The organism is Perlabentimonas gracilis (assembly GCF_011174675.1).
In the GTDB taxonomy this organism is placed as follows: Bacteria; Bacteroidota; Bacteroidia; order Bacteroidales; family Tenuifilaceae; genus Perlabentimonas; species Perlabentimonas gracilis.
The window spans coordinates 1-24580 of sequence record NZ_JAANIG010000048.1 but is presented as its reverse complement, the minus strand read 5'-3'; the positions used below and the strand labels follow the sequence as shown (position 1 = coordinate 24580).

16 protein-coding genes and 1 tRNA gene are annotated in these 24580 nt (G+C 44.1%); 1 reads left to right on the top strand and 16 read right to left on the bottom strand.

What is annotated here, in order from left to right; translation table 11 throughout:
* Positions 1-446: 446 nt before the first annotated feature.
* Genes G8O23_RS15475 through G8O23_RS15465 form a run of 3 tightly spaced genes read right to left on the bottom strand, consistent with a single transcriptional unit; the run spans position 447 to position 5026 of the window.
* Positions 447-1607, bottom strand: a complete 1161-nt coding sequence (locus G8O23_RS15475) for an iron-containing alcohol dehydrogenase (protein ID WP_166366496.1) — start codon at positions 1605-1607, stop codon at positions 447-449.
* Between the two features lie 24 nt (positions 1608-1631).
* Entirely contained in the window at positions 1632-4688 is a 3057-nt protein-coding gene (gene ccsA, locus G8O23_RS17765) for a cytochrome c biogenesis protein CcsA (protein ID WP_166366494.1), read from the bottom strand.
* Between the two features lie 29 nt (positions 4689-4717).
* Positions 4718-5026: a hypothetical protein gene (locus G8O23_RS15465; RefSeq protein WP_166366492.1), complete on the bottom strand. Its 309-nt coding sequence runs from the start codon at positions 5024-5026 to the stop codon at positions 4718-4720.
* A 323-nt stretch (positions 5027-5349) separates the two neighbouring features.
* Here G8O23_RS15465 and G8O23_RS15460 point away from each other — a divergent pair, with 323 nt between their 5' ends.
* Positions 5350-7128, top strand: coding sequence for an aminopeptidase P family protein (locus G8O23_RS15460; RefSeq protein ID WP_166366490.1), 1779 nt, complete (start codon positions 5350-5352; stop codon positions 7126-7128).
* 71 nt (positions 7129-7199) lie between these two features.
* Here the strand turns inward: G8O23_RS15460 and G8O23_RS15455 are convergent, their stop codons facing one another.
* From G8O23_RS15455 to G8O23_RS15395, 13 genes are all read right to left on the bottom strand, one after another.
* The gene (locus G8O23_RS15455) at positions 7200-8390 is read right to left on the bottom strand and encodes a hypothetical protein (protein WP_166366488.1); all 1191 of its coding nucleotides are present in this window, start codon (positions 8388-8390) and stop codon (positions 7200-7202) included.
* Positions 8391-8446: 56 nt separating this feature from the next.
* The gene (gene mobA, locus G8O23_RS15450; RefSeq protein ID WP_166366486.1) at positions 8447-9595 is read right to left on the bottom strand and encodes a molybdenum cofactor guanylyltransferase; all 1149 of its coding nucleotides are present in this window, start codon (positions 9593-9595) and stop codon (positions 8447-8449) included.
* A 118-nt stretch (positions 9596-9713) separates the two neighbouring features.
* Entirely contained in the window at positions 9714-10997 is a 1284-nt protein-coding gene (locus G8O23_RS15445; protein WP_166366484.1) for an L-lactate MFS transporter, read from the bottom strand.
* A 22-nt stretch (positions 10998-11019) separates the two neighbouring features.
* The gene (gene nuoF, locus G8O23_RS15440; RefSeq protein WP_166366482.1) at positions 11020-12753 is read right to left on the bottom strand and encodes an NADH-quinone oxidoreductase subunit NuoF; all 1734 of its coding nucleotides are present in this window, start codon (positions 12751-12753) and stop codon (positions 11020-11022) included.
* Positions 12754-12778: 25 nt separating this feature from the next.
* Positions 12779-15490 (bottom strand): formate dehydrogenase subunit alpha, encoded by a 2712-nt coding sequence (gene fdhF / locus G8O23_RS17460; protein ID WP_166366480.1) that lies wholly within the window; start codon positions 15488-15490, stop codon positions 12779-12781.
* A gap of 616 nt (positions 15491-16106) precedes the next feature.
* Entirely contained in the window at positions 16107-16901 is a 795-nt protein-coding gene (locus G8O23_RS15430; protein ID WP_166366478.1) for a hypothetical protein, read from the bottom strand.
* Positions 16902-16963: 62 nt separating this feature from the next.
* Positions 16964-18001, bottom strand: coding sequence for a selenide, water dikinase SelD (gene selD / locus G8O23_RS15425; RefSeq protein ID WP_166366476.1), 1038 nt, complete (start codon positions 17999-18001; stop codon positions 16964-16966).
* Entirely contained in the window at positions 18001-18228 is a 228-nt protein-coding gene (locus G8O23_RS15420; RefSeq protein WP_166366474.1) for a DUF3343 domain-containing protein, read from the bottom strand. Before G8O23_RS15420 ends, selD begins: the two co-directional genes overlap by 1 nt.
* A 191-nt stretch (positions 18229-18419) precedes the next feature.
* Entirely contained in the window at positions 18420-19028 is a 609-nt protein-coding gene (gene yedF, locus G8O23_RS15415; RefSeq protein WP_166366472.1) for a sulfurtransferase-like selenium metabolism protein YedF, read from the bottom strand.
* Between the two features lie 120 nt (positions 19029-19148).
* Complete coding sequence (locus G8O23_RS15410; protein ID WP_219932560.1) at positions 19149-20336, bottom strand: aminotransferase class V-fold PLP-dependent enzyme; 1188 nt, start codon at positions 20334-20336, stop codon at positions 19149-19151.
* Positions 20302-22284, bottom strand: coding sequence for a selenocysteine-specific translation elongation factor (gene selB, locus G8O23_RS15405; protein ID WP_166366470.1), 1983 nt, complete (start codon positions 22282-22284; stop codon positions 20302-20304). The genes G8O23_RS15410 and selB overlap by 35 nt, the downstream gene beginning before the upstream one ends.
* Positions 22285-22618: 334 nt before the next feature.
* Positions 22619-24028, bottom strand: coding sequence for an L-seryl-tRNA(Sec) selenium transferase (gene selA / locus G8O23_RS15400; protein WP_166366468.1), 1410 nt, complete (start codon positions 24026-24028; stop codon positions 22619-22621).
* Between the two features lie 34 nt (positions 24029-24062).
* Positions 24063-24152 (bottom strand) — tRNA-Sec (locus G8O23_RS15395).
* Positions 24153-24580 lie beyond the last annotated feature (428 nt).

The window sequence follows — 24580 nt, the reverse complement described above, 5'->3', positions numbered from 1 at the left end:
TGGTTTCAGCCCTGTCTGCTGACAGGCAGGCACTCACCCACCTTACCAAATATTGTAAAGAACTGTTACTGTGAACGGCAGTTTATCCGCCAACCGGCGGATGGTTTCAGCCCTGTCTGCTGACAGGCAGCCACTCACCCACCCCACCAAATATTATAAAGAACTGTTACTGTGAACGGCTGTTTATCCGCCAACCGGCGGATGGTTTCAGCCCTGTCTGCCGACAGGCAGGCACTCACCCATCCCACCTTTTACTTTAAAAATATATGATATCCTTTTACGGTGGATTGCTTCTATATCAATACCTCTGTACTTTTGCCGTGCTTTTCGTTAAAAGCACGACAAAAGTATAAAATCAATTGAACATCGCAAACTTTTAATCACAATTTAAAATAATATTTTTTGCGATTGGATTCTTTATGCTGAAAATGAGGACAGAAAAAAAACTATAAAGCTGCAAGCAGTATCGATTTAACTCGATCTGGGGTAATAGTTTTCATTTCGCCCAACTTCCAGCCCCGCTCCTCGAACCTGTCGAATATTGGCTTTAACTGCTCCTCGGTGATTCCATAGGCACTTAACCTCGTCTTTATTCCCATTGCCTGGAAGAAAGACTCCGTTTTTTCAATGGCCTCATCTACCTTCCTATCCTCGGTACCCACTTCGATATTCCAAACTCTTTGTGCGAACTGAAGAACTTTAAGCCTTTTCTCACCTTTCATTTCACGCATCAACGAGGGTAGAACTATAGACAGCGTTACCGCGTGATCTAGGCCAAAGAAGACTGTTAGCTCATGGCCTATGGTATGGGTTGCCCAATCGGTTGGAACACCCGTAGATAATAATCCATTTACCGCCATGGTACAGCTCCACATTACATTCGCCCTCACATCATAGTTCATAGGATTTGCTAGAGCCTGAGGACCAACTTCGATAAGGGTTTGCATTAATCCCTCAGCCCATCGATCCTGAATATTCGCATTAACAGGGTATGTAAGGTACTGCTCGATAACGTGAACAAAGGCATCTACCACTCCATTGGCAATTTGGTTAACAGGCAACGAGTAGGTTACTGTAGGATCTAGCACAGAGAATTTGGGGAACACCAAAGGATGGCCAAATGATAACTTCTCGGTAGTAGAATTGCGACTAATTACAGCAAACATATTCATTTCCGAACCGGTTGCGGGTAGGGTTAGAACTGTTCCAAAAGGCACTGCATGGTTAATCTCTACCTTACCTGCCATTGCTAGTATATCCCACGGATCGTTACCCTTGAAAGGTATGGCAGCAGATATAAACTTTGTTCCATCGATAACCGAACCACCTCCAACTGCAATAATGAAATCAACCCTTTCGCTACGAGCAACCTCAACCGCTTTCATTAGGGTTTCGTACCTTGGATTAGGCTCAATACCTCCAAACTCAATCACTTTAAAACCATCAAGCGCTGCCATAACCTGGCTATACACTCCATTTCGCTTGATGCTTCCGCCACCATAGGTAAGCATAACAATTGAGCCATTTGGCACCTTATTTTTAATTTCACCTATTCGTCCTTCTCCAAAAAGAATAGTTACGGGATTATAAAAATCAAAATTCTTCATCACATCTTTATTTATAGGTTTAACTTAACTCTTAGTGCTCTCAATCTCTACAATTCTATTGTTGTACCACGCAAAGAAGCTAAGCGAGAAAATTGCTGCAATAACAAAAAATATCCAAGTGGGAACTGGCACGGGATCGCCACCTGCATAGCTATGCAAGCCCGACAGGTAGTAATTTACTCCAAAGTAAGTCATAAGCACCGATGCTAGGCCTATAATAGATCCAAAGTTAAAAGCATAGGCCGACTTAAATGAAGGAATTAACCTCATATGCAGCACAAAGGCATATACCAGCATGGTGATTAAGGCCCAGGTTTCCTTTGGATCCCACCCCCAATACCTACCCCACGACTCGTTAGCCCACACCGCACCGAGAAACGAACCAATGGTCAGAAGGTACAAGCCAAGCGTTAGGTTAAGCTCGTTAATCACCGTAATATTGGCAATCTGGGCATCAACCTTTTCTCTATTTCGTTTCGATTTGAATGCGTAAAGGCTCAAGTTAAATAGCCCTAAAATGGCACCCAGCCCAAAGAAACCATAGCTTGCTGTAATAACAGCAACGTGAATGGTTAACCAGTACGATTTTAAAACAGGTACTAGATTGGTAATTTCAGGATCCATCCATGACAGGTGCGCTACAAAAAGGGTTAATGTACTGAGCAGTGCCGTTGCCGGAAGCACTACCCTGCTGCGCTTGGCAAATATAAATCCTGCAAGCATTGCAGCCCAGGCCACGTAAACCATCGATTCGAAACCATTGCTAAGCGGAGCACGGCCAGCGATGTACCACCTAAGACCTATGGCAAATGTATGGAGCAAGAAACCCAAGAGAAGGATAGCGGCTAGTACGAAATACGCCTTATTCCCAAAGTTAGATCGGTAAAACATCTCGATAAACACAAGTATGAGTAGCACCAAGCCTGTTAAACCATATATGGGGATAAGCCGTTCGAAGGGTAAGAGCCTGTTGGCAAAAACCTCTGCCGTAACCTTGCCCTGTGAGGGGACTATGTGTGCCCCATACTCAGCTTGATGCTGCTTTACCTGAGACAGGAATCCATTGGCTGCTTGCCATTGCCCATTCCTCGATGCTTCCCTTATGCTTAGCATGTACTTACCATACACATCAACCACTGGATGTATGATGTGTGCCTCCTCGTATTCAGCGGCTTCGTTCATGGAAAGCCACCTGTTGTCGGGATGGTTAGGTATAGGGAAAATACGCGCCATATGCCCCGAGAAAACCATATACAGCACATTAACTTTCTCGTCGGCCTTAATAATCTCCTTTTGCAGAGCCGATCGTTGTGATGGTTTTAGCGCAAAGGCATCCTGCACCAAACCGCTTAGCTTATACCTTGAGCCACCTTGATGATCGAAAAAGTCGACAAAGGCTGCCAATTCGCCCCTAACCCCAAGTATAGCTTTAAGGTCAGTATTCTTTATGGTGATTATGGGGATATGCTGCCAATGATCGGGGAACGCTGACATACCAAGGTACACCTGCTCCGGTGTTTGCCCATTGAAACTGTTAGAGCGGTTTAACTTGCGGAGCACCTCGCCAGCCAATGTGCCTAGAGGCTTCATTCGTCCACCTTGATCTTGAATTAGCAATTTACCAAACTCTCGCGAGTGCTTCGCATCGGGTACGGGAACATCCTGGGCAAAGCCTGCTCCAGATATCATCAACATCAGCATTAGTAACATTGCTGTAGATGGTTTGCTTATAAGTTTACGGAATCGGCTACCCCGAGCCAGAAGTGCCCAAATAATACCAACAATTAGAATAAAATAGCCAAAATACGTAATGGCGGTGCCCCAGAAATCTTTATTGACCGAGAGGTAAGTTCCCCTCTCATCGGGGTCGTAGGAACTTTGGTAAAAACGGTAGCCCTTAAAATTCAGGATATTATTCATATAAATGCTAAACGGTTTAATTAGATTTCCTTCGGTATCGAACACCTGTACATTTGATGTAAACGACGAAGGGCTATCGGATCCGGGATAGCGATCAAGCACAAAATCATCGAGCCTTATGGCAAACGGAACAGCAACCTTTCTTGCGCCATACTTTATACTAAACTCTACGCCATCTACATATTCAAGTATTGCGTTATCCTCAACACCTGCAATAGGAACAAATATATCAGTTGATGAGCCATTAGAACTTGCGCTAAAAACGAGCACATCACGTCCTTGAACCTGAGGGTTTGGGTTGTAAACCATCCTTATGCGCGCCGAATTCCAGTGCCCTCGATACGCAAACTGAACCGAATTAGCACCATAAAAGGTTTGGGGTTCAAGTTTAAACTTGGTATTAGGTTGAAGAACCACCTCACCATCCTTTGACATGGAACGTATGGTTATTGGAAAGCGAGAAACACCTACAATACCTGTATCGGAAAGCATAAACTCCACATCCAAGTCCTTATGCGAACCGCTAAAACCCAGGCCATACACGCCAACAGGAATTACCTTTCCGGGTCTTAGCATCGCTTGCTGAGTCCCAAGGCTATCTACAACAACCAATGCTACAATTGGATAGCCATTGGGGTGCTCCACCACGCTCTCCTCTGCGTTGGGAATATAATCGGTTAGCTTTAAGCTAATTTTCTTATCGTTAGCATGAAAGGTTTTGCTAAAGCTATTCCGTGAAACGGGTGTAAAATTTATTTGCTTTGTGAGCTTATCATCACCATTCACCTGTATTGTTAGGTACTTATCGGACGAAGTGAACCAAGTGGCAGTTTGCCCCTCGCGGATATGCATCATCCCCTCCTCACCGACATAACGTGTAACTGCTGCTCCAAAAAGAATTATTACGAAACCAATATGAAAAAGCATCACCGCAAATTTATCCTTCCGATAGAGCTTACGAGTAAATATTGATGCAATAAAGTTTACTGCAAGCAAAATCATGATGAACTCGAACCACCATGAATTGTAAATTAGAGCACGAGCAGCAAGAGTGCCAAAATCGTTCTCAATGAAAGTAGCAATGGCGCTAGCTACAGCAAAGGCAATAATAAGGACGGCCATCAGCAAAGGCGAGGCCAACATTTTAAAAATTCTAGACATAAAATGGAGTTTTGAGGCTTTGTGAGTTGCTAAACAATAACTTGAATAACTTTTCGTATGTCAACCAGAATGGCATCCTCTTCGTTTTTGTAATCTGGTTTAACAGCAATGTGCAGGTAATGTTCATCGGTTTCGGCTAAAAACACCAGCTCGAGCTCTGGAAGGGCAGCCACTAAATTCTCGAAAAGATCAAAATCGTCGAGGCGCTCATAACCGCCAAGGGCATTGTAGCGGAGAACGGACACAAGGTCATCTAATTCCGACTGTATGATGCTTTTGGCAAGCTTCTCCGCTAAAAAATCACGAACCCTATTCTTGGAAATCTTAAGAGTATTCATAGCCCAGAGTTTTTTTTGATATTCAGGATATATCGAACTTGCAATTTACAAATTTATACCTTTATTCCAAAAAAACTAGGTATGCCGCCATTTTGATATTAATTATAGAAGATACTAGTTGGGGTTATTTCGCATCCTCTTTAACGATTCCAATTTCAGCGATATACCTTTCAACAAATATGTTTACTATATAGCATTGATTGAGCATAAGATTCAGTCATGGTTCTACTAGTACTATGGAACTAGCTAAAATCATAAAGGCATTTATTTAAAATGCTTACTTTTGCTGAGTACAGATTAGTAAACTATAAAATCATACATAGATGAAAACAAACGATAAGATTCAGCAGCTAAGAACCCTAATGACCTCAAAAGGGGTATCGGCCTACGTTATTCCCAGTAGCGATCCGCACTTGAGCGAATATATACCCGATTGCTGGAAGCTAAGGGCCTGGCTATCGGGCTTTACCGGATCGGCAGGAACCGTGGTGGTTAGCAAATCGGAATCGGCCCTCTGGACCGATTCCCGCTACTTTTTACAAGGTGCTCAGGAGCTAGAGGGCAGCGAAATAGAGCTGTGCAAGATGGGTCTCCCCGACACACCCTCGATGATTGAATGGCTCACCGGAAACCTGAGCAAGGGCGAAACCGTTGGGTTCGATGGGCAGCTACTATCGCACTCGGCCGCAAAAACTTTTATTGCAGATTTGGAGAAAAAGGGACTAAGGGTTGACCCAACCATCAATTTTATTGATGAGCTCTGGAGCAAAAGGCCATTCTCCCCTAGCGGAATGGCCTTTGAACACGAACTACGCTATGCTGGACAAACGGTTGCCGAAAAGATTGAGACCATTCGCAAATCTCTTCGAAAAGAGGATTGTGATGTATGCATAATTGCAGCCCTTGATGAGGTTGCCTGGACATTTAACATCAGAGGCAACGATGTGGACTACAATCCTGTTGTCCTATCGTATGGATACATCTCCGATGAGGAGGCCGTTCTCTTTATAGATGGTGATAAAATTGATGATTCGCTCACCACTAGGCTCGAGGAACAGGGTGTTGAGGTACTTGGGTACGACGATATTGCCAACTTCATTAAGGATATTCCCAAAGGAACAACCATTGCCCTTGATGAGAATAGGGTTAACCATTTCCTAACCTCGCTTATCCCTAAAGGTGTTAACACCAAATCGGTGCTAAGCATACCAACCAGGCTAAAGGCTGTAAAAAATTCCGTTGAGTTGGAAAATATCCGCAGAAGCTTGGTGATGGATGGGGTAGCCATGTGCGAATTCCTCCACTGGATTGAAAATAGGGTTGGGAAGGAAACCATTACCGAGCTTACCATTGCCGATAAGCTGGTGGAACTCCGTAAAAAGCAAGAGGGTTTTGTTAGCGAGAGTTTTGGAACCATTGCAGGTTACGGAGAGCACGGTGCTATAGTTCACTACAGCGCAACCCCCGAGAGCGCATCGGAAGTTAAGCCCGAGGGATTTCTGCTGGTCGATTCGGGAGGACAGTACCTTCAGGGAACTACCGATATTACTAGAACTATTCACCTAAGCACGCCCAAAGACGAAGAAAAAGTTGATTTCACACTAGTGCTAAAGGGATTGATACAGCTATCGATGATTCAATTCCCAACAGGCACAAGGGGTTCGCAGCTCGATATTTTGGCCCGTATGGCCATGTGGAACAAGGGAATTAACTATGGGCATGGGACAGGCCATGGAATTGGTGCTTTCCTCAATGTGCATGAAGGGCCACAGTCCATTAGGCCAAACGAGAACCCTGTTACCATTGAGGCCGGAATGATACAATCTAACGAACCCGGTATATACCGAGCAGGTAAGTATGGAATTCGTATTGAGAACCTAATTGTTTGTAACAAAACTGTGGATAACGACTTTGGCAGCTTCCTAGGCTTCGAAACGCTTACCCTTTGCCCCATCGATACCAAACCCATTTGCATAGAGATGCTAAGCAACGAGGAGCGTGACTGGCTTAATGAGTACCATAAAACTGTATACGAAAAGCTGTCGCCAGCCTTGTCACCAGATATGAAGCAGTGGCTTGCCGATAAAACTAAGGCGATTTAACTAGTCCTTAAATGCATAAAAAAACCCAGTCTCAATGAGTCTGGGTTTTTTTATAGTTTTTTCTTAAAGTTCTAAAAGCTTATTCGAGCAGCCACACCAAAAACATTGGCCTTATTGTCCTGTGTATCGGTAATTTGGCCTTGTGCATCAACACCTGTTACCTGTGTGGTATTTAGAATTTGATATTCAAGCATTAGGGCAAACCCATGCTTAATGGGTAACGTAAAGTTGGTATACACCATGCTATTTGCCTCATAGTTTCCCACGTTAAAATTCTCACTATTGTTCTTATCCATTCCGTAGCCTATGGTAAACAGAAGCCAGTCTGTTACCTTTGATGAAGCGTTAAGCCATAATCCAAAACTCTTCTTGTCATCTACTGAGTTACCTGCAATAGGATTAATATTGTATCCATAGTTACCCGCTATATTGAAAAGATTAGCATTATTAAGGTTAGTACCGCTATTCACCTCACCCACAAGGCTAAAATACTGATGGATTGGCAAGTTGAAATCGAATCCAAAACCAGTTGTTGTAATCTTATCGTCCCAGTCCCATGGCCCGGCTGATCCCTTCTCCTGATACTGACCATTTACAAACGATACGCCCACGGTATACTTATCCATTAGTTTACCCGATAATCTTGCTTGAAGCATGGGTACACCCGACAGGTTATCCTTACCCAGGCCAACATCCTCGCGAGTTGTTTCGCCCAACAAAACCTGAACCATTGGAAAAACATTGTCGATATCGAGCTTATAGCTAAGCTGCAGCTGCGCCCTGCGGAAACCACGATTACCCGCGAACCACATGTTACCGTTGGTATGGTTAGTGTTGGCGTTGTTTGGCGAGAACAGATCCCACTGCTGCCCCATACGAGCCTCGAACCCGCCCTTGGCGATAGACGCGTAGGCCAACCTGATACGAGGCTTGCCGTTGGCATCGAAGGCATTGGAAAAGAAATCAATCTCAACCAAGCCGCCAGCTTTTATCTCCTCGCCAACGGTTCCCTTTAAACCAATTCTTGTGTGCTGTGCAGTAAAACCAATGGCACTCTGTTCGTCACCATTGGCCACCTGGGGTGCAGCTAGTGTATTTGCGCCAAACGAGTTTACCCCATCGGTAGCGTACACCATATCACCCTTGATAAAACCATAAAACTTAAGGTCGAGTTTTTTCTCCTCTTCCTTTTCCTGAGCACTAATTGCCAATGTCCCAATCATTAGGGCTGCAAATAGTAGAATGTATTTCATGTAGCTCATAACGCTTTGATTTAAATTTTTACTGAATGATTTGAAAAGATATGCATAAAATTACGCTATTGCCTGTTGCAAGTTTTCTGTCCAGTTTTTCTTATGTACTGCAGATAATCATCCTTAACATTAAGATTTTGATACCAGGCTTGATCCTGAAAATCGATAAACTTAACCTTTGACATCTCCAGGAGTTGTATAATTCTACGGCCATTGTTTCTTAAAATTGCCTCGGCATGTTCAGCTACCGATTTGCGATACACAGCGTACAGTGGCTCATGCTTACCATTGCCAGTAACGGGCATCACAATATCGTAGTTTACCGATAGGTTCATCATATTATGAATAAGCCTTGTATTCATTTCAGGGATATCGCACGCTGTGATAAAATTAACCTCGGTTGATGAAGCCCTAAGGCACGAATAAATACCCATTAGTGGCCCTTTATCGGGTTCTACATCGGGAACTACCCGCAAGCCTGTAAAGGCAAATCGCTGAGGATCGTTTGCCCCAATTATTATCTCATCGAAATGCCCCTGTAGCTGATTGATGATGTACTGAATAAGAGGTAGCCCATTGACTGGCAGTAAGTACTTATCCTCACCCATTCGAGAGCTTTTCCCTCCAGCCAGAATTATAGCAGTAGCCTTTTCGCGGATAATCCACTCGTTATCCTTAATCAAAACCCTATCGGGGTTGAAATCCCAACTCATATTGTTAAACACTATCACCTTGTTGGCATACTGAATAACCTCGGCGCAACTTTCCTTAACAGTTCTATCCTCAGCATTCTTAATTACCAAAAAGAGACCAGGCTCAAAAACCTTTCGAATTGAGTTTGATTCACAAATCACCATCGCTCCTTCAGGGATTATTTTGAGCAACGCAGCAAAGCCCTTCTCAAGACAATTCTTATCAACCTTAAGGAAGTATACCTTGCTTGCCCCTGCAAGCAGCATTCGAGCGGTATCCTTAGTTGGATTCAAATCGTTCTCCACGGTAATTTCATAATCGCCTTTTAGGGAGCTGCATACCCCGCAACCCTTCCCCCCTCTAGGGCATGAGTCGCCCTCGCTGCGGTTAATGGCAACAACCTTAACACCAATGATGGTATGCTGAGAAGCGTATTGATTAATAAGCCGGCAGGCAAATTCAGTTTTGCCCGTATTTCGACCGGTTGAGCCTACAATTATGAAATTTGGTTTTCGAATCATCTATTTCAAAAAATATTACTAAAGATAGCTCCGTACATTAAAAAAAGGACAAAAAAGGCAAATACCTCCAGTAGCGAAGGTATTTGCACATATTTTAAAATACTACACAAACACTATACTACTCTTTTCCATCGGTTATTGATTTGTTGCTAAGTGTAAAGGCAACGATAAGGCCAATACCTAGCATTATTGCACCAGCCATATAGGTTCTTGGCCCTATTAGCTCAGCCCTGTCAGCATAAGTATCACGAATAAAAGCTGCAACCTGAGGACCAACAATACCTGCAATAGACCAAGCCGTAAGGATTACACCATAAACTACAGGCATTAACTTGGCATGGTAAACATCCAACACGTACGATGGCATAGTACCGAAACCACCACCGTAGCAAAGCAGAACATAGCAAACCATAATGCCGAATAACCATGGGTTTCCTATATAAATCAAAGCAATGAAAACGAGTACCTGAGTTCCTAGAATTAGACGGAAAGCTTGAATCCTACCAATTCTATCGGATAAACCACCCCAGAAGAAACGACCAACACCATTAAAAAGCGAGCTAATGGCAATTAGAGTTGCACCAGCAGCAGCTAAAGCCTCGGTGCTCATGCTCATATCCTGAATCCTGAGCAGATCCTGTAGCATTGGCGACTGAAGTCCAATAAACATAATACCTGCCGATACGTTAAGGAAAAGGATTAACCACATACCTAGGAACTTTGATGAAAGCAAAGATTCCTTAACCGTTAGGTTATCTTCATGCCCTTGGCTAGCAGCACTCTTAACTGGTGGAGTGTATCCCTCGGGAACAAAACCTGCAGGGGGGTTAACCATGCTATAACCAGCTACTGCACCAACCAATAGAAGTATAATACCTGCATAGGCAAATACCCATACAAGGTTACCTGCTGTCATATTCATAAGGGCAGGAGCAACAACTTTTGACATGAAAAGAGCGCCCAGACCAAAGCCCATAACCACCATACCGGTAACAAACCCCTTTTTATCGGGGAACCATTTGGCAGCGGTTGCAACAGGAGTTACATATCCTAAACCTAAGCCAATACCACCAACAACACCAAAACCTATATAAAATAACGGTAGGCTTTCGATAGACATAGCAAAAGCACTAATAAGATATCCTAATCCGTGGAGCACTGCACCAGTGGTAGCCAGTTTGCGGGGGCCGTATTTGGCCAAATTCATTCCACCCCAAGCGGCAGCCAAGCCAAGGAAAAGGATGGCCAAGCTAAATATCCACATCGTTTGCACGTTGGACCAACCGAATGTGCTGATAATAGGCTTTTGGAAAAAACTCCATGCGTAAACGGTACCCAGAACAACTTGAAGAATAGTTCCCATGATGGCAATGTACCACCGATTTGTTTTTTTTGCTTCCATGTTTAGTTTGATTTTAGGTTGTTTAAATAGTGATTAGCTGTTCAAAATCCTTGCGGAATTTTGTAATCATACTTTTTATTGGTGTGGCGTAAGCTTCACCCGTTGGGCAAAGGGTATTGCCCTTAATATTATCGCAGTACCAAAGTACTTTATCCAAGTCGCCGGGTTCACCCTTGCCTTCGGCCACCCTGGTAAGCAGATTCACAATCATACCTGAGCCCATACGGCATGGTGTACACTGCCCGCATGACTCGTGATTGTAAAACTGAATGGTACGTGCAGCAATTTCAGGGATGTTGAATTCATCGCTGATTACCATCACACCACCTGAGCCAAGGTTGGTCCCGTAGTCGAGGGTCGATTCGTAATCCATCTTAAGGCCAGGGCCTTTTTTAAGCTCCTCGGCGGTAAGGATTGGTACAGAAAGACCACCAATAATTACACCTGTGATATTACCCTTGTACCCACCGGCCATTTCAATTAGCTCATCGTACGATACACCCATGGGGCACTCGTATACGCCAGGCTTATTCACAGCACCCGATACACCAAAGAGTTTAAAGCCGTAACCAGCTTCGGACCCCCACTTTTTAAATGCCTCGGCACCGTTCTCAACAATGTATGGCACGCTGGCTAACGTCTCCACGTTATTTACAATGGTTGGACAGCCGTAAAGTCCTTCCACTGCGGGGAACGGGGGCTTCATTCGTGGTAATCCACGCTTGCCCTCAATGGACTCGATTAGTGCTGTTTCCTCACCACAAACATACGAGCCAGCCCCTTGATGGACTATGATATTATCGAGTTGCCCGAGTTTGCCATCCTTCTTAGCTTGGGCAATGGCCTTCTCAAGTATCTCGGCAATCCAGCCAAACTCTCCACGGATATAAATAAAGGCAAGCTTTGCACCAAGCGCATAAGCCGATATGGCCATACCCTCAATTAGCAGATGAGGATCGTATGCAAGAATCTGTCGATCCTTAAAGGTTCCGGGTTCGCCCTCATCGGCGTTACATACAAGGTACACTGGTTTACCTGTATCTTTAGGAACAAAACCCCACTTAACCCCAGTTGGAAAACCGGCACCACCTCTACCCCTAAGCTGCGACTCGCGCACCTCGGTAACAATATCCTGAGGTTTCATGGTTAGTGCCTTGGCCAGAGTTTTGTATCCACCGGTTTCTTTATACACTTCAATTTCAGTGGCATTCTCAACTCCTCGGTTCTTAAGCAAAACATTGCACTGCGATTTCCAGTTGTACTCAACAGGTAAATCGGGCATAATTCCCTTTCGGAGCGAATCGATAAGCATATCTACCTTCTCCTTGGTCATTAGCTCGTAATACCTATCGTTTACTTGTACCACTGGGCAAGTTCCGCATGAAGCCAAGCACTCTACCTTGGAAAGGGTAAAAAGCCCATCGGATGTCGTTTCGCCATGCTTAATCCCCAGCTTCTCACTCAGGTAATTAAAAATCTCCAAAGCACCCATGAGGGTAGCTGGGATATTGGTATCGACCTGCAAATGGTACTTACCAACCCCTTTATCCACATTGAACATGGAGTAGTATGTGGCCACACCGTAGGCTCTCGACAAGGATACACCAATTAGATTAGCCACCTCGGCCACATCCTCTTTCGAAAGATTATTGGCTTTTGATTTCTGAACCAGGGTAAGAGCTGGCATCAGGGCCGACTCCTTTTTAGGATATCGACCCATGATTTCAATTATCTTATTCTTTACTTCTTCGTTCATGAAAACAAGAATTTAGGTTAGCATTTTATGCTATTTTTTCAACTTTCACAGCGCATACCTTGTACTCAGGGATTTTGGCCACTGGGTCGAGGGCATCGTTAGTTAAAATATTTGCAGCGGTTTCGGCAAAGTGGAATGGAATAAACACTATGCCCTCCTTAATGCGAGTAGTAACCATTGCATCAATTTCAATTTCACCGCGACGAGTTGAAACCTTAACCTTTTCGCCATCGGCAATATTAAGCTTCTGGGCATCGCTAACGTTTATCTCAACCATACCCGATGGCCTAATGGTGTCGAGCACCTTGGATCTACGGGTCATAGAACCAGTATGGTAATGCTGAAGCAGTCGTCCGGTAGTTAGGGTTAGCGGATACTCAGCATCGGCATACTCGGCAGGTGCTTTGTACTCGATAGGCACAAGCAATCCCTTACCCCTCGAGAATTGAGCACCATGCAAAATGGGTGTTCCGGGATGGTCTTCGGTTGGGCAAGGCCAACGAAGCCCACACTCCTTCTCAATCCTTTCGTAAGTCATACCCTTGTACGAGGGCGTAAGCTGGCGCAACTCCTCGAAAAGGGACTCAGGCGTATCGGGGAAGTTAACATCTCCCATCAGCTTGGCAATCTCAGCAATTATCTCGTAGTCTTGCTTTGCTCCCGTTGGTCCCTCAAGCGCCTTATGCGACACCTGTACCCTACGCTCGGTATTAACGAATGTTCCTGTTTTCTCAGCAAAGGCAAATGCTGGAAGCACAACATCGGCCAGTTCGGCAGTTTCGGTCATAAAAATATCCTGAACCACAAGGAAGTCGAGCTTTTCAAGCTGCTCCTTGGCATGATGCAGGTTTGGATCCGAAACCATTGGGTTCTCACCCATAATATATATAGCACGAATGGAGTCGCCAGCGTTGTTTACCATAGTGGTAACCGTTTGGCCAACCTTGTCGTCCATATCCTCTAACTTAACGCCCCAGGCCTCGGCAAACTTCCTACGATTGTCCTCAACGGTTACTGGTTGGTAACCCGTGAAAACATTGGGCAATGCACCCATATCACAAGCGCCCTGAACGTTATTCTGACCACGAAGTGGGTTAACACCCGTACCGGGCTGTCCGTAGTTGCCAAGAATCATCTGTAGATTGGCTACGGCTTTCACGTTATCTACGCCATGGGTGTGCTGGGTAATGCCCATTGCATAAAATACGGCACCCTTGCCTGAGGTAGCGTATAGCTTGGCGACATCGTAAATCTTTTCTTTAGGAATTCCGCTAAGCTCCTCCACCTTTTCGGGTGTAAAGAACTCTAGGCTTTTAACATAATCGTCCCACCCCTCGGTACGCTCATCAATAAACTTTTGGTTATACCATTTTTCTTTAACAATGATATGCTGTATCCCCATGAGCACTGCCGTATCGGAGCCGGGGTTTTGCTTAATGTGAATATCGGCGATACGAGCTAAATCAATTTCACGCGGATCGACAACTATTAGCTTAACGCCTTTCTCTTTAACAGATTTTTTAATCATTCCGCCAAAAACGGGATGATTCCAAGTAGTGTTTGTACCAATAATGAATATTACATCAGATTGATCGGTTTCCTGCATGCTATTTGTCATAGCACCTGAACCTAACGTGGCTGCCAGTCCCGCAACCGTTGCGCTATGTCAAAGCCGGGCACAGTGGTCGACATTGTTGGTGCCGATCACCCCTCGTGCTAAACGCATCATGGCGTAGTTTTCCTCGTTGGAGACCCTTGCCGATGTGAAAAAACCAATTGAACCTGAGCCATACTTGGCCTTTGTTTCGCCTAATTTGCTTGCAACTAGGTTTAGCGCCTCATCCCATGAGGCCTCCTCAAACTTTCCGTTCTTCTTAATAAGGGGTGATTTTAACCTATCATCACGATGGAGGAAGTCGAACCCGAAGCGCCCCTTAACGCAGAGCATCCCCTTATTGGTTTGCTTCTCCCAGTTCTCCTCGGTTCCCATGGAGTAAACCCACTTATTATCCTTCACGTACATATCAACAGAGCATCCAACACCGCAGTACGTACAAATCGTTTTCTTCTTCTCAAGATCCCAGAACTGGCCTACACCCTTGGCATTCTTGAAGGTGAGTGCTCCCACAGGGCAAACCTGAACGCACTCGCCGCACTGAACGCATGATGATTCGCCCATTGGCTTATCATCGTCGCAAATAACGCGGGTATGCCCCGAACGCCAGCCGAAGTCGAGCACCTCATGCATCACGTTGTGATTACACGCCCTTATGCAGCGGCCGCACTCGATACACTTATTAGGATCGCGAATGATACCTGCCGATGACTCATCGAGCTTAATCCTTTCGTAACTAACCAGAAAGCCAGGGCGTTCAATACCTACGCTGTACGCCATATCTTGCAGTTCGCAATGGCCATTACGCTCGCAGGCAATACAGTTGTGCTCTCCATTGGAAAGGTGTAGCTCAACAATCATTTTTCGAAGCTGCATGATTTGCTCGGTGTTGGTCTTAACCACCATACCATCTTTTACCTGGAGGCCGCAGCTCTCCTTAAGTCCTCTTAGGCCTTCTACCTCAACTAAACAGGCACGGCATGCACCAGCCTTCCCCGTACGGGGATGGTAGCATAGCGACGGGATGTAGATGTTGCTTTCCTTTGCAACCTCCAAAACCGTCTTGCCTGGCTCTGTCATGAGGACTTGACCATCGATTACAATTTTAACTGTTTTCTCCATACTCATTTCAGTTAATTTTTAGAGATTTCTAGCGTTTTGTTTTGAATATAATGTAACACTTAAAGCCAACCTTTAGTAACAGATACCTTTCTCTTGAGAAATACGCTTATCAACTGCTCACATTATGCTTTAAAACACACCCCCCATCTTCGATTTGAGCTGATTCTAGAATTTTTCTACTGTTATTTATATAACAGTGTTATTTCATTAACACACTTTAGGTATCTGTTAAGTGTCTCACACTGACTAAATGTAAAAATGATAGGAATAGGCATGTATGACATTTGTCATGTTTTGCACCCGTGTTACATATTAGGAGGCCAATTTAGAATGATTCAACAAAGTGGCATTTTTAACCATTAACCCTATTTGAATCAAACAGACGGAAATAGTTTTATCATCCTCTCTTTCTTGCTCTTACAACATTTACCATACTTTTATATTGTGGTGAAATAGATGTTTATAGAATTACTATTTTGTGTTGAGCAAGGACTTATGTTATTAAACACACAGTAAAATTAAATTGTAGGAGCACTGAACCTATTAGCCCAGAATGAAAACAAAAAAAGGTTGCTAAAAATAGCAACCTAAAATTAAAGTGTGAGCGGTACGAGAATTACATGGAAACCCAGCTATCCACCCCTTTCCAATCCTCATTATTGAGATACTTTTCAAAAATATCTACCAACATTTCGAATGTAAAGTAGGAATTGGCCTCAAACATTCCATCGCCATGATTGTGCTGGACAATAAACCCCTGCTCAGATATGGTGGTTTGCAGAAAGCCTTTGCTGCTGTTAAGGATTAGAAAAAAGTTGTCGTCATCGAGGGATTTTAGGGATGCCTTGAGCTTATTCAAACTTGGATTGCTGAAGGTCTCACCGCTGGCCATCTCTACCGAAAATCCTTTAAAGGGAGTATCGGGGCCTTTGGCTGCCGGTTTAGGCTTTGGTTTTGATTCTTGCTCGGTGGGAATAACCGTTGATAAGGACAAAAATTCCTCCTTATCCATATCTGCAACACCTAATGTAAATGCTTTCCAAGGCGATTCGTTAAGACTAGTTAATGTTGCGACCTTTACTTTGCCATTGGGTAAATCGCCAAAATGAGCAAAGGCTAATAGTGGCGATGTTCCCATGATACTAATTCTTTTGTATCGGATTTCAGTAATTTTGCCATCCCAATCGGCTGCCATGTCAACCAGTGGTTTGGCATCGTTGGTTTGGAAATAACCATCAACAAGTCCATTTAGCACCATAGCTGTGGCATGCACCTTGAGTAAATTTAAATCCTGCTTTTGGTATGCTTTAATAATCTCTTTGGCAACAGGCTCTGGGTTGCCCTGTGCAAATAAGAAGGAGCTAGCAAAAACAAAAAGTACTGACGATAATGTGCTAATAAAATTTTTCATGTCGTTAATATTTTGGGGATTCATTATATACAAACTTATGAAATTAAATTTCCATAGTCAATTTAAACAACCCTCACTTTCCCATTTGATTTCATAAGCACATTGCCAACAACGGCTGTATGGATATATCCATTCTGTTGGAAATCATTTAAAACCTGGTTAACCAAATTGGGCTTAACGCAAATAAGCAGTCCTCCTGAAGTTTGCGCATCGAGCAGCAACATTTTAAGGTTATAGTCAAGGGTAGAGCTAAATTCGCTGTCGTTATCAATATAATCGAGGTTACGGAAGCATGCGCCCGGAATACAGCCCATATCAATTAAGCCATACGCACCGTTAAACAGCGGAACCTTAGCACTATCGATTTGCACTGTGACATTGCTACCCAAAGCCAGCTTAAGCGCATGCCCAAGCAGCCCAAAACCAGTGATATCGGTGGCACATTTTACGTTGTATTCCTGCATTATTCTAGCCCCCTCCATATTCAGCTGTTTCATACTCTCAAGCACAGCCTGATAATCGGAGTCCGAAACCTCTCCAATTCTTCGACCCGCCATAATAGCGCCAGCACCAATGGGTTTAGTGAGAACCAAAACATCACCTGGCTCAGCTGCTGAGTTGGTTATAATACGCTTTGGATGAACCTTCCCTGTTACGGCAAGTCCATACTTTGGAACTTCATCAACGATGGTGTGACCACCCATGACTACGCCCCCAGCCTCAATAAGCTTATCGGTTCCGCCCCTGAGTATCTCCCTAAGTACATCCAAAGGAACACCTGCAGGAAACGCCACAATATTTAACGCAGTTAGCACCTCGCCCCCCATGGCAAATACATCGCTTAGGGCATTGGATGCAGCAATTTGGCCAAATTCGTAGGGGTTGGAACAAACGGGTGGAAAAAAATCGGTGGTTTGGATCAGAGCCAACTCATCGCTAATCTTGTATACGCCCGCATCATCATGGGTTTCGATATCGACTAGCAGATTTGGGTGTGGGGTTTTAGGCAGATTTGCAAGAGCCTCGCTCAGCTCTTTGGCCGGCAGCTTGGCAGAGCATCCGCCGTACTCTACGGTACTTAGTAAATCAAAAATCTTCATTACATGGGTTTTTCGTAGATATCAAACTCAAAACTGGCCTCGGAAAGGATAGATCTGAGCACTTGACTACTAGTTACATGGGGATTAATACGAATGGACATACCGCACTCTGAGGTAATATCCTTGGGCGTTGGGATAATATCGAGCTTAATGCCCTTTGATAGCAATACTTGCTCTGCCTTGAGCACGTGATGCGTAGATTGAAAGGTGAGGATTAGATAGTTCATCGTTTAAACACAGAGGCACAGAGTTTATTTTATGAGTAAATGTAAAAAAATATGATGGTATCCACTCAGCTTTTTAAGGAATTATTCTGCTTATAGGAAATCATTGCCGTTCAGTCAACCATTATTACAGGAAGCCCTTTTATCTGCTAACATTCATCAAATTTGCAAATTCACCATTCCTTTTCAATCAGCTAGGGGTAAACTACGCTGCCAGCACTGCTTAGCTGCTCGAGGATATCGTACATATTGGAAACGATACCCACGCCAACGTTGGGCTTTTCTCCATAGTAATCGAGGCAGGTTCCGCAAACAAAAATTTTCACACCGCTTTTCTCAAGCTTGACTAAGCTCTCGATTACAGGCGAATTTTTAAGTGCAAGAAAAATACCGGCATTGAGAAACACCAACGATTTGGGTTGATTGGTTGCTTCGGGCAAAGTATTAATAAATGCTTTTATCAATATTTTACCCAGCTCTTCGGCACCATCGCCAAGCTTATCGCGCTGGAAGGCCACTACATAGTTTGATTTCTGAGGAAGATCAATCTCGCAGTACTCCTCAACGGGGGCACTCTCGGGCAACTCTCCTGTTTTGTTAACTAGAACGTGAAAAACATTACCATCGCTTCGAACGCTTGGAGTAAATCCGTTGTCGGTAAGGAAACGCGTTACGTTTTTCATGGAGGTTTCGTTATCGATTAAAACCTCAAGGGTTTCGTTATCCCCCATCTCACCAAGGGCTTTCTTGGTCATGATTAAGGGTTTTGGGCAAAGTTCGCCCTTTGCATCTACTGTTCTCATAATTTAATTTATTTTTGAAACACAGACCTGCCCGCTGGCAGGCGGGGGCGCGGAGGCACAGAGTGTAATATTAAAAGTTAAAATAGATATTCTAGCCATTGCATATTAGCTAAACATTCCTCAGCTCCTCTTCGTATTTTTTTTTCGCTCATTTAATTTCCTCAGGACTTCCAGAGTGTAATCAACCTCAGCAATTGTGTTAAAACATCCAAAGCTAAAGCGTGCGGTGCCCTGTGGAAATGTTCCCAAAGCCTTATGGGCTAAAGGAGCGCAATGTAGCCCCGGACGAACCATAATACCAAACTCGCTATCGAGGGCAAAGGCCAAATCACTGGAAGTATACCCCTGCAAATTAAGCGATACAACGCCTACCTGCAGGTTACCATTCAAGGCCCGATGCACCTCAACTCCTGAAATTTTTCTCAATCCATCCAAAAATCTATCGGTAATAAATTGAACGTGAGATTGAATGTTGTTTATGCCTTCATAAATTAGAAACTCGATACCCGCCTTAAGGCCAACTATACCAACGGTATTAAGGGTTCCCGCCTCAAGCCTATCGGGATAAAAATCGGGATGGTACTCATGCTCGGAGCTGCTGCCCGTTCCACCTTGAATAAGCGATTGGATATGAATATCATCGTTTACAATGCAAAGACCACCTATACCCGTGGGACCATAAAGCTTTTTATGACCAGTAAATGCAAGCATATCGATACTACTAGCCTGCATATCTATGGGGATAATACCTGCCGATTGCGAAGCATCGACCAAGAATAAAAGGTTGTTGGTCTTGCAGATCATGCCGACTTGATCAATGGGCAAAATATCGCCAGTTACATTCGACGCTTGAATGGATGCCACCAACCTTGTATTTGGCCTAATGCTTTTTTTGAGGGCATCCAAATCGAGCTCGCCTGCAGAGTTACATCCAATTACAGATATCTCGATTACCCCCTTCGCCTCCAAGTCCCTTAAAGGACGGATGGTTGAATTATGCTCAAAGGTTGTGGTTATAACATGATCGCCCTCTTGCAAAACACCTTTTATGGCAATATTTAGCGAATGCGTTGCGTTGGAGGTAAATATCACCCTATCGGAGTTTGATACGTTGAATAGCTTAGCAATAAGCTCGCGCGTTGCAAATACCTCACGGGCAGCAGTAATGGCCATTTGATGGCCCGACCGACCAGGACTTGCACCACAATCGGTTAAGAACCTGGTGATGGCTTCGGCTACCTGAGGCGGTTTGGGCCACGATGTGGCAGAGTTATCAAGATATACCCTCATTTGCTTGTTTTCGTCCATTTGGCGTTACTAAAATTTTTGTTTCTGTATCGCCCTCCTTTTTAAGGGAGATTAATTTCTGTGCCACCAAGATATCAGTAAGTAATGCCCTAAAGCGCTTGGTTCCACCAACTAGTTCCTTAAAATCAGGAATATCTATACCATTATGGGCACTGACCAGCTTACTCAAAAGGGTTGGCTTAACCCTATTTATGTCTCTTGTATGTAGAAAATCGGATTGATAAAACTGTATCTTCCCCTCGCCAGCCAAGTATGAGAGGTAAAGCTTTAATCGGCCCTTCTGAATTCTATTGTCCACTGCACGCTCCTCAATTTCCGAAAGAACAGGTTTCTCCATGTCGTAACTTAATATTTCATTCTCAAGCCATTCAATCTCGCTTTGCGTTTGTTGGTTTATTTTGGGTCGATATCCCCTTATGATATATGAACTCCCAAGCTTATCGAGTTGTTCTTGCTGCACCATACTCTCCAATAGTTGCTCCGCGAACGCCTTACCAACCTTGCACTTTACAAGCCCTAGCTTACCAAACAACTCATTTGCATCCATACCCGTTGGAAGAATTGGGTTCTTCTCGTGAAAATCGCTTAGCGTTACAACCACCTTCTTTTCGAATGTTTTGTGATGATCGGTATGAATTAGGATATCTGTATCGGCTGATTTTAACACTATAAATCCTGAGGGTTTCATTGCCATAATACCCTTTAAATCATCGATATCAATATGCAACCTATCGGCTATCTCGTCGGGGGTAAATGGGCGAAGCTCCTTACGTAGCTCAATGCTAACTAGTTCGCTAACGCTCCCCTTGCCCGTAAGGCTTTTGGATAATCCTTCGAGGTACTCAATAAGTTTAGGCGTCCGCTTTCGGTGATGCAATGGTGAGGGGTCGATAATGTAACCGCCTCCTAAAGTAATATCGGCTGATGAGTTTCGGATGATAAACCTATCCTTAGGCAGCAGTATGGCGGGTTTGTTCAAATGAATTTGAACAATGGCCTCCTCGCCCGGCATCAGGGTATCGGTAGTAATAAGATGAATACGTGCCTGCGATTCGTATGTGCCCGATATAAGGTTCACGTTGGACCATAACGACAGAGCATCAACATTATCAAAAAGCGATATGGTGGCATCAACCATAGTGGTTTGTGGGAGCTGCTTACTGCTAATAATCATCCCCTTGCTAAAATCTTCGGCCTTTAGGCCAATAAGGTTAATGGCAGCCCTATCGCCTACAATTGCAGTTTCTACGGGTTTTGCATGACGCTCGATGGAACGCACCCTAAGCTTTGGATTGTCGCCGGGAAGCAAGAAAACCTCCTGCTCCTTAGCAACTGATCCGCTAAGAACCGAACCTGTAACCACGCTGCCAAATCCCTTCACGGTAAAAATTCTATCGATGTACATCCTAAAAAGTTCGCCTGTTTCCTTAGTTGGCACATCGGCACAAAGCTGCTCGATAGTTGCTATAAGCTCCTCCTTACCCATACCCGAAACGGCTGAGAAACCAACTATGGGAGCCCCTTTAAGAGTAGTCTTTTCGAGATAATCAGCAATCTCGTCCCTAGCCATTTCGGCTAGCTCATCATCTACCAAATCGATTTTGGTAAGAGCAACTACCCCTCGGGAAATGCCAAGTGCCGAGATGATATTGATATGCTCAATGGTTTGGGGCATTATGCCGCTATCGGCGGCAATTACCAGCAGCACAAAGTCGATACCGCAGGCACCTCCCACCATAGTATTTATAAAATCCTTATGGCCTGGCACATCCACAATTCCTATTGAGTCGCCATTGGGCAAATCGAGGTACGAAAAGCCGAGGTTAATGGTGATACCTCTTGCCTTCTCTTCCTTATGCGTATCGCAATCGATATTGGTAAGGGCCTTAACCAGCGATGTTTTACCATGGTCCACGTGGCCGGCTGTACCCATTATTTGGTGTTTCATATTCCTTATCATCAACAATTTAAACACAGACCTCTTTTGAGGGACAACTAAAATTTTCTGAATAATTAGATTGATTGTCGGTATAACTTCTGTTTATTCATTGCCTGTTTTTCTCTGTGGTTTTTAGTTTGAAAGTCGAAAGTCGAAATACAAAATTAAACCCTAAACATTAAACCCTAAACATTAAACATTGAACATTGAACTCTAAACATTAAACATTAAACATTGAACATTGAACATTGAACATTGAACATTGAACTCTAAACCTTAAACTCTAAACTCATTCTTCTAAGTTGACAAAAAGCAGTTGGCAATTGGCAGTGAATAACTTGTATTAATCATTACTATGCGCCTCTGCAATAATCCTTGCTACCTCATTCAGTTCCTCGTAGGACAGGGTAAGCATATCGAACTGTATGTTCCCTGCCTTAAGTATTGCCAAAACTGGTGTTGGTGAGTGGAGCAAATTGTGATGAATACGCTCGGCAAATCCAGATCGCTCCTTGTTATTTTTTGCATCGCAAATCAGCTCAACAGCAAAACTATCGATCTCGGCATCGGGGAGCGTTCCCCCGCCACACTGTGCCTTGGTTTCAACTACCTGCGATTTGATTCCAAATTCCTTTAGCTTACCACTTAGCTTCGTTGCCTCTCCCCTTAGCTCATCCGGTTTGCGATTAAACATCCTATAAATTGGACTATTGGCTAATAGTGCCTTATCGGTTAAATGGTACGAACAAGCAGTTTCGAGCAGAGCAAGAGTGGTTTTGCATACACGCAAAGCACGAAGCATTGGCTCTTTTTTTAGCTTTGTAATCAGTTCCTTTTTGCCCACAATAATTCCGGCCTGTGGTCCACCCAGCAGCTTATCGCCGCTAAAGCAAACCAAATCGGCACCTTTACCTAATGCTTCTCGAACTGTTGGCTCATCCTTTAAAACAGGATGATTAACCCTCCGCAGCAATCCCGATCCCATATCGAATAGGAGTGGAATCTTGTACTGCTTCCCCAGCTGGGCAAGCTCATCAACATCAACTTCTTGGGTAAATCCCTTTATAATATAGTTCGATTTGTGAGCCTTGAACAGCATGGCGGTTTCATCTCCAATCGCATTGCTATAGTCGGTTATCTTGGTCTTGTTGGTTGTGCCCACTTCTACCATTTTGCAATCTGATGCGGCCATGATATCGGGTACACGGAACGACCCACCAATCTCGACCAGCTCGCCCCGCGAAACTATCACCTCCTTGTGTTTAGCAAAAGCCCTGAGGCAAAGCATTACGGCGGCGGCAGCATTGTTTACAATCACCACATCCTCTGCACCCGTTAGGTATTTGAGAAGTTCGGCGGCATGGTCGTTTCGGCTGCCGCGTTGGGCAGTATCGAGGTTAAACTCCAGGTTGTTATAGCCTTTAAGGATACTAAATGATTTAGATAACAGCTCCGAATCGAACGGCGAACGTCCCAGGTTGGTATGAATAACAACACCTGTGGCGTTAATTACTCTTTTCAAGCTACGACCGGTTAGCTGCTGAACAACGGAAATAATCTTTTCGAGAAGCTGTGCTTGTGATGGAGGAGGTTGACCCTTGGAAATACTTGTTCGGAAATACTGAAGCGCTGAGCGAATGGCATGGGTTACCAACTCATGCCCATAGATTGGAATGTGTTGACTAACCTCAGGGCTAGCCATAAGTTTATCGACTGCTGGAAGGCTTTGATAGGCCTCCTGATTTGAACTCATATTTTACGATGTAGTTTCATATAGATATATGTGCAGAGAGGGCAGGAATCGAACCTGCCACAGCCGGTTTTATCCGTCTGCTACTGGTTTTGAAGACCAGGTGGGACACCGGTCCCGTCCTCTCTATTAAAATGTTGAGTAGGCAAACTTAGGATTTTTTTTGTAAAAAGTGGCATTGAGTACCTATAGATTGGAAAATAATTGGGGAAGATTGGGTGATCCTGCTTGGCAGGCAGGCTGCTAAAGGCAGACAGGTAAAACTATTGGTTGAATGAATGATTGGTTGATTGGTTGACCCGCCAGTGGCCTGTCTACCCTGCCTACCGACAGGCGGCAGGTAGAGCGGGCAGGTTGGTTGATTGGTTGATTTTGGGAAAAAGTTACACTACTGACCGACTAATTAATATAGATTTCTCGCTTCGCTCGAAATGACAGTACTTTCAAGAGGTCTCAGAGGGTGTCCAAAAACGGATTCCCTCTTTTTTGTTCAACAAAACACTGATTGTCAGTAAAATAGTTGTGGAATAATTTGGCTATATGCTTGATGTTTAG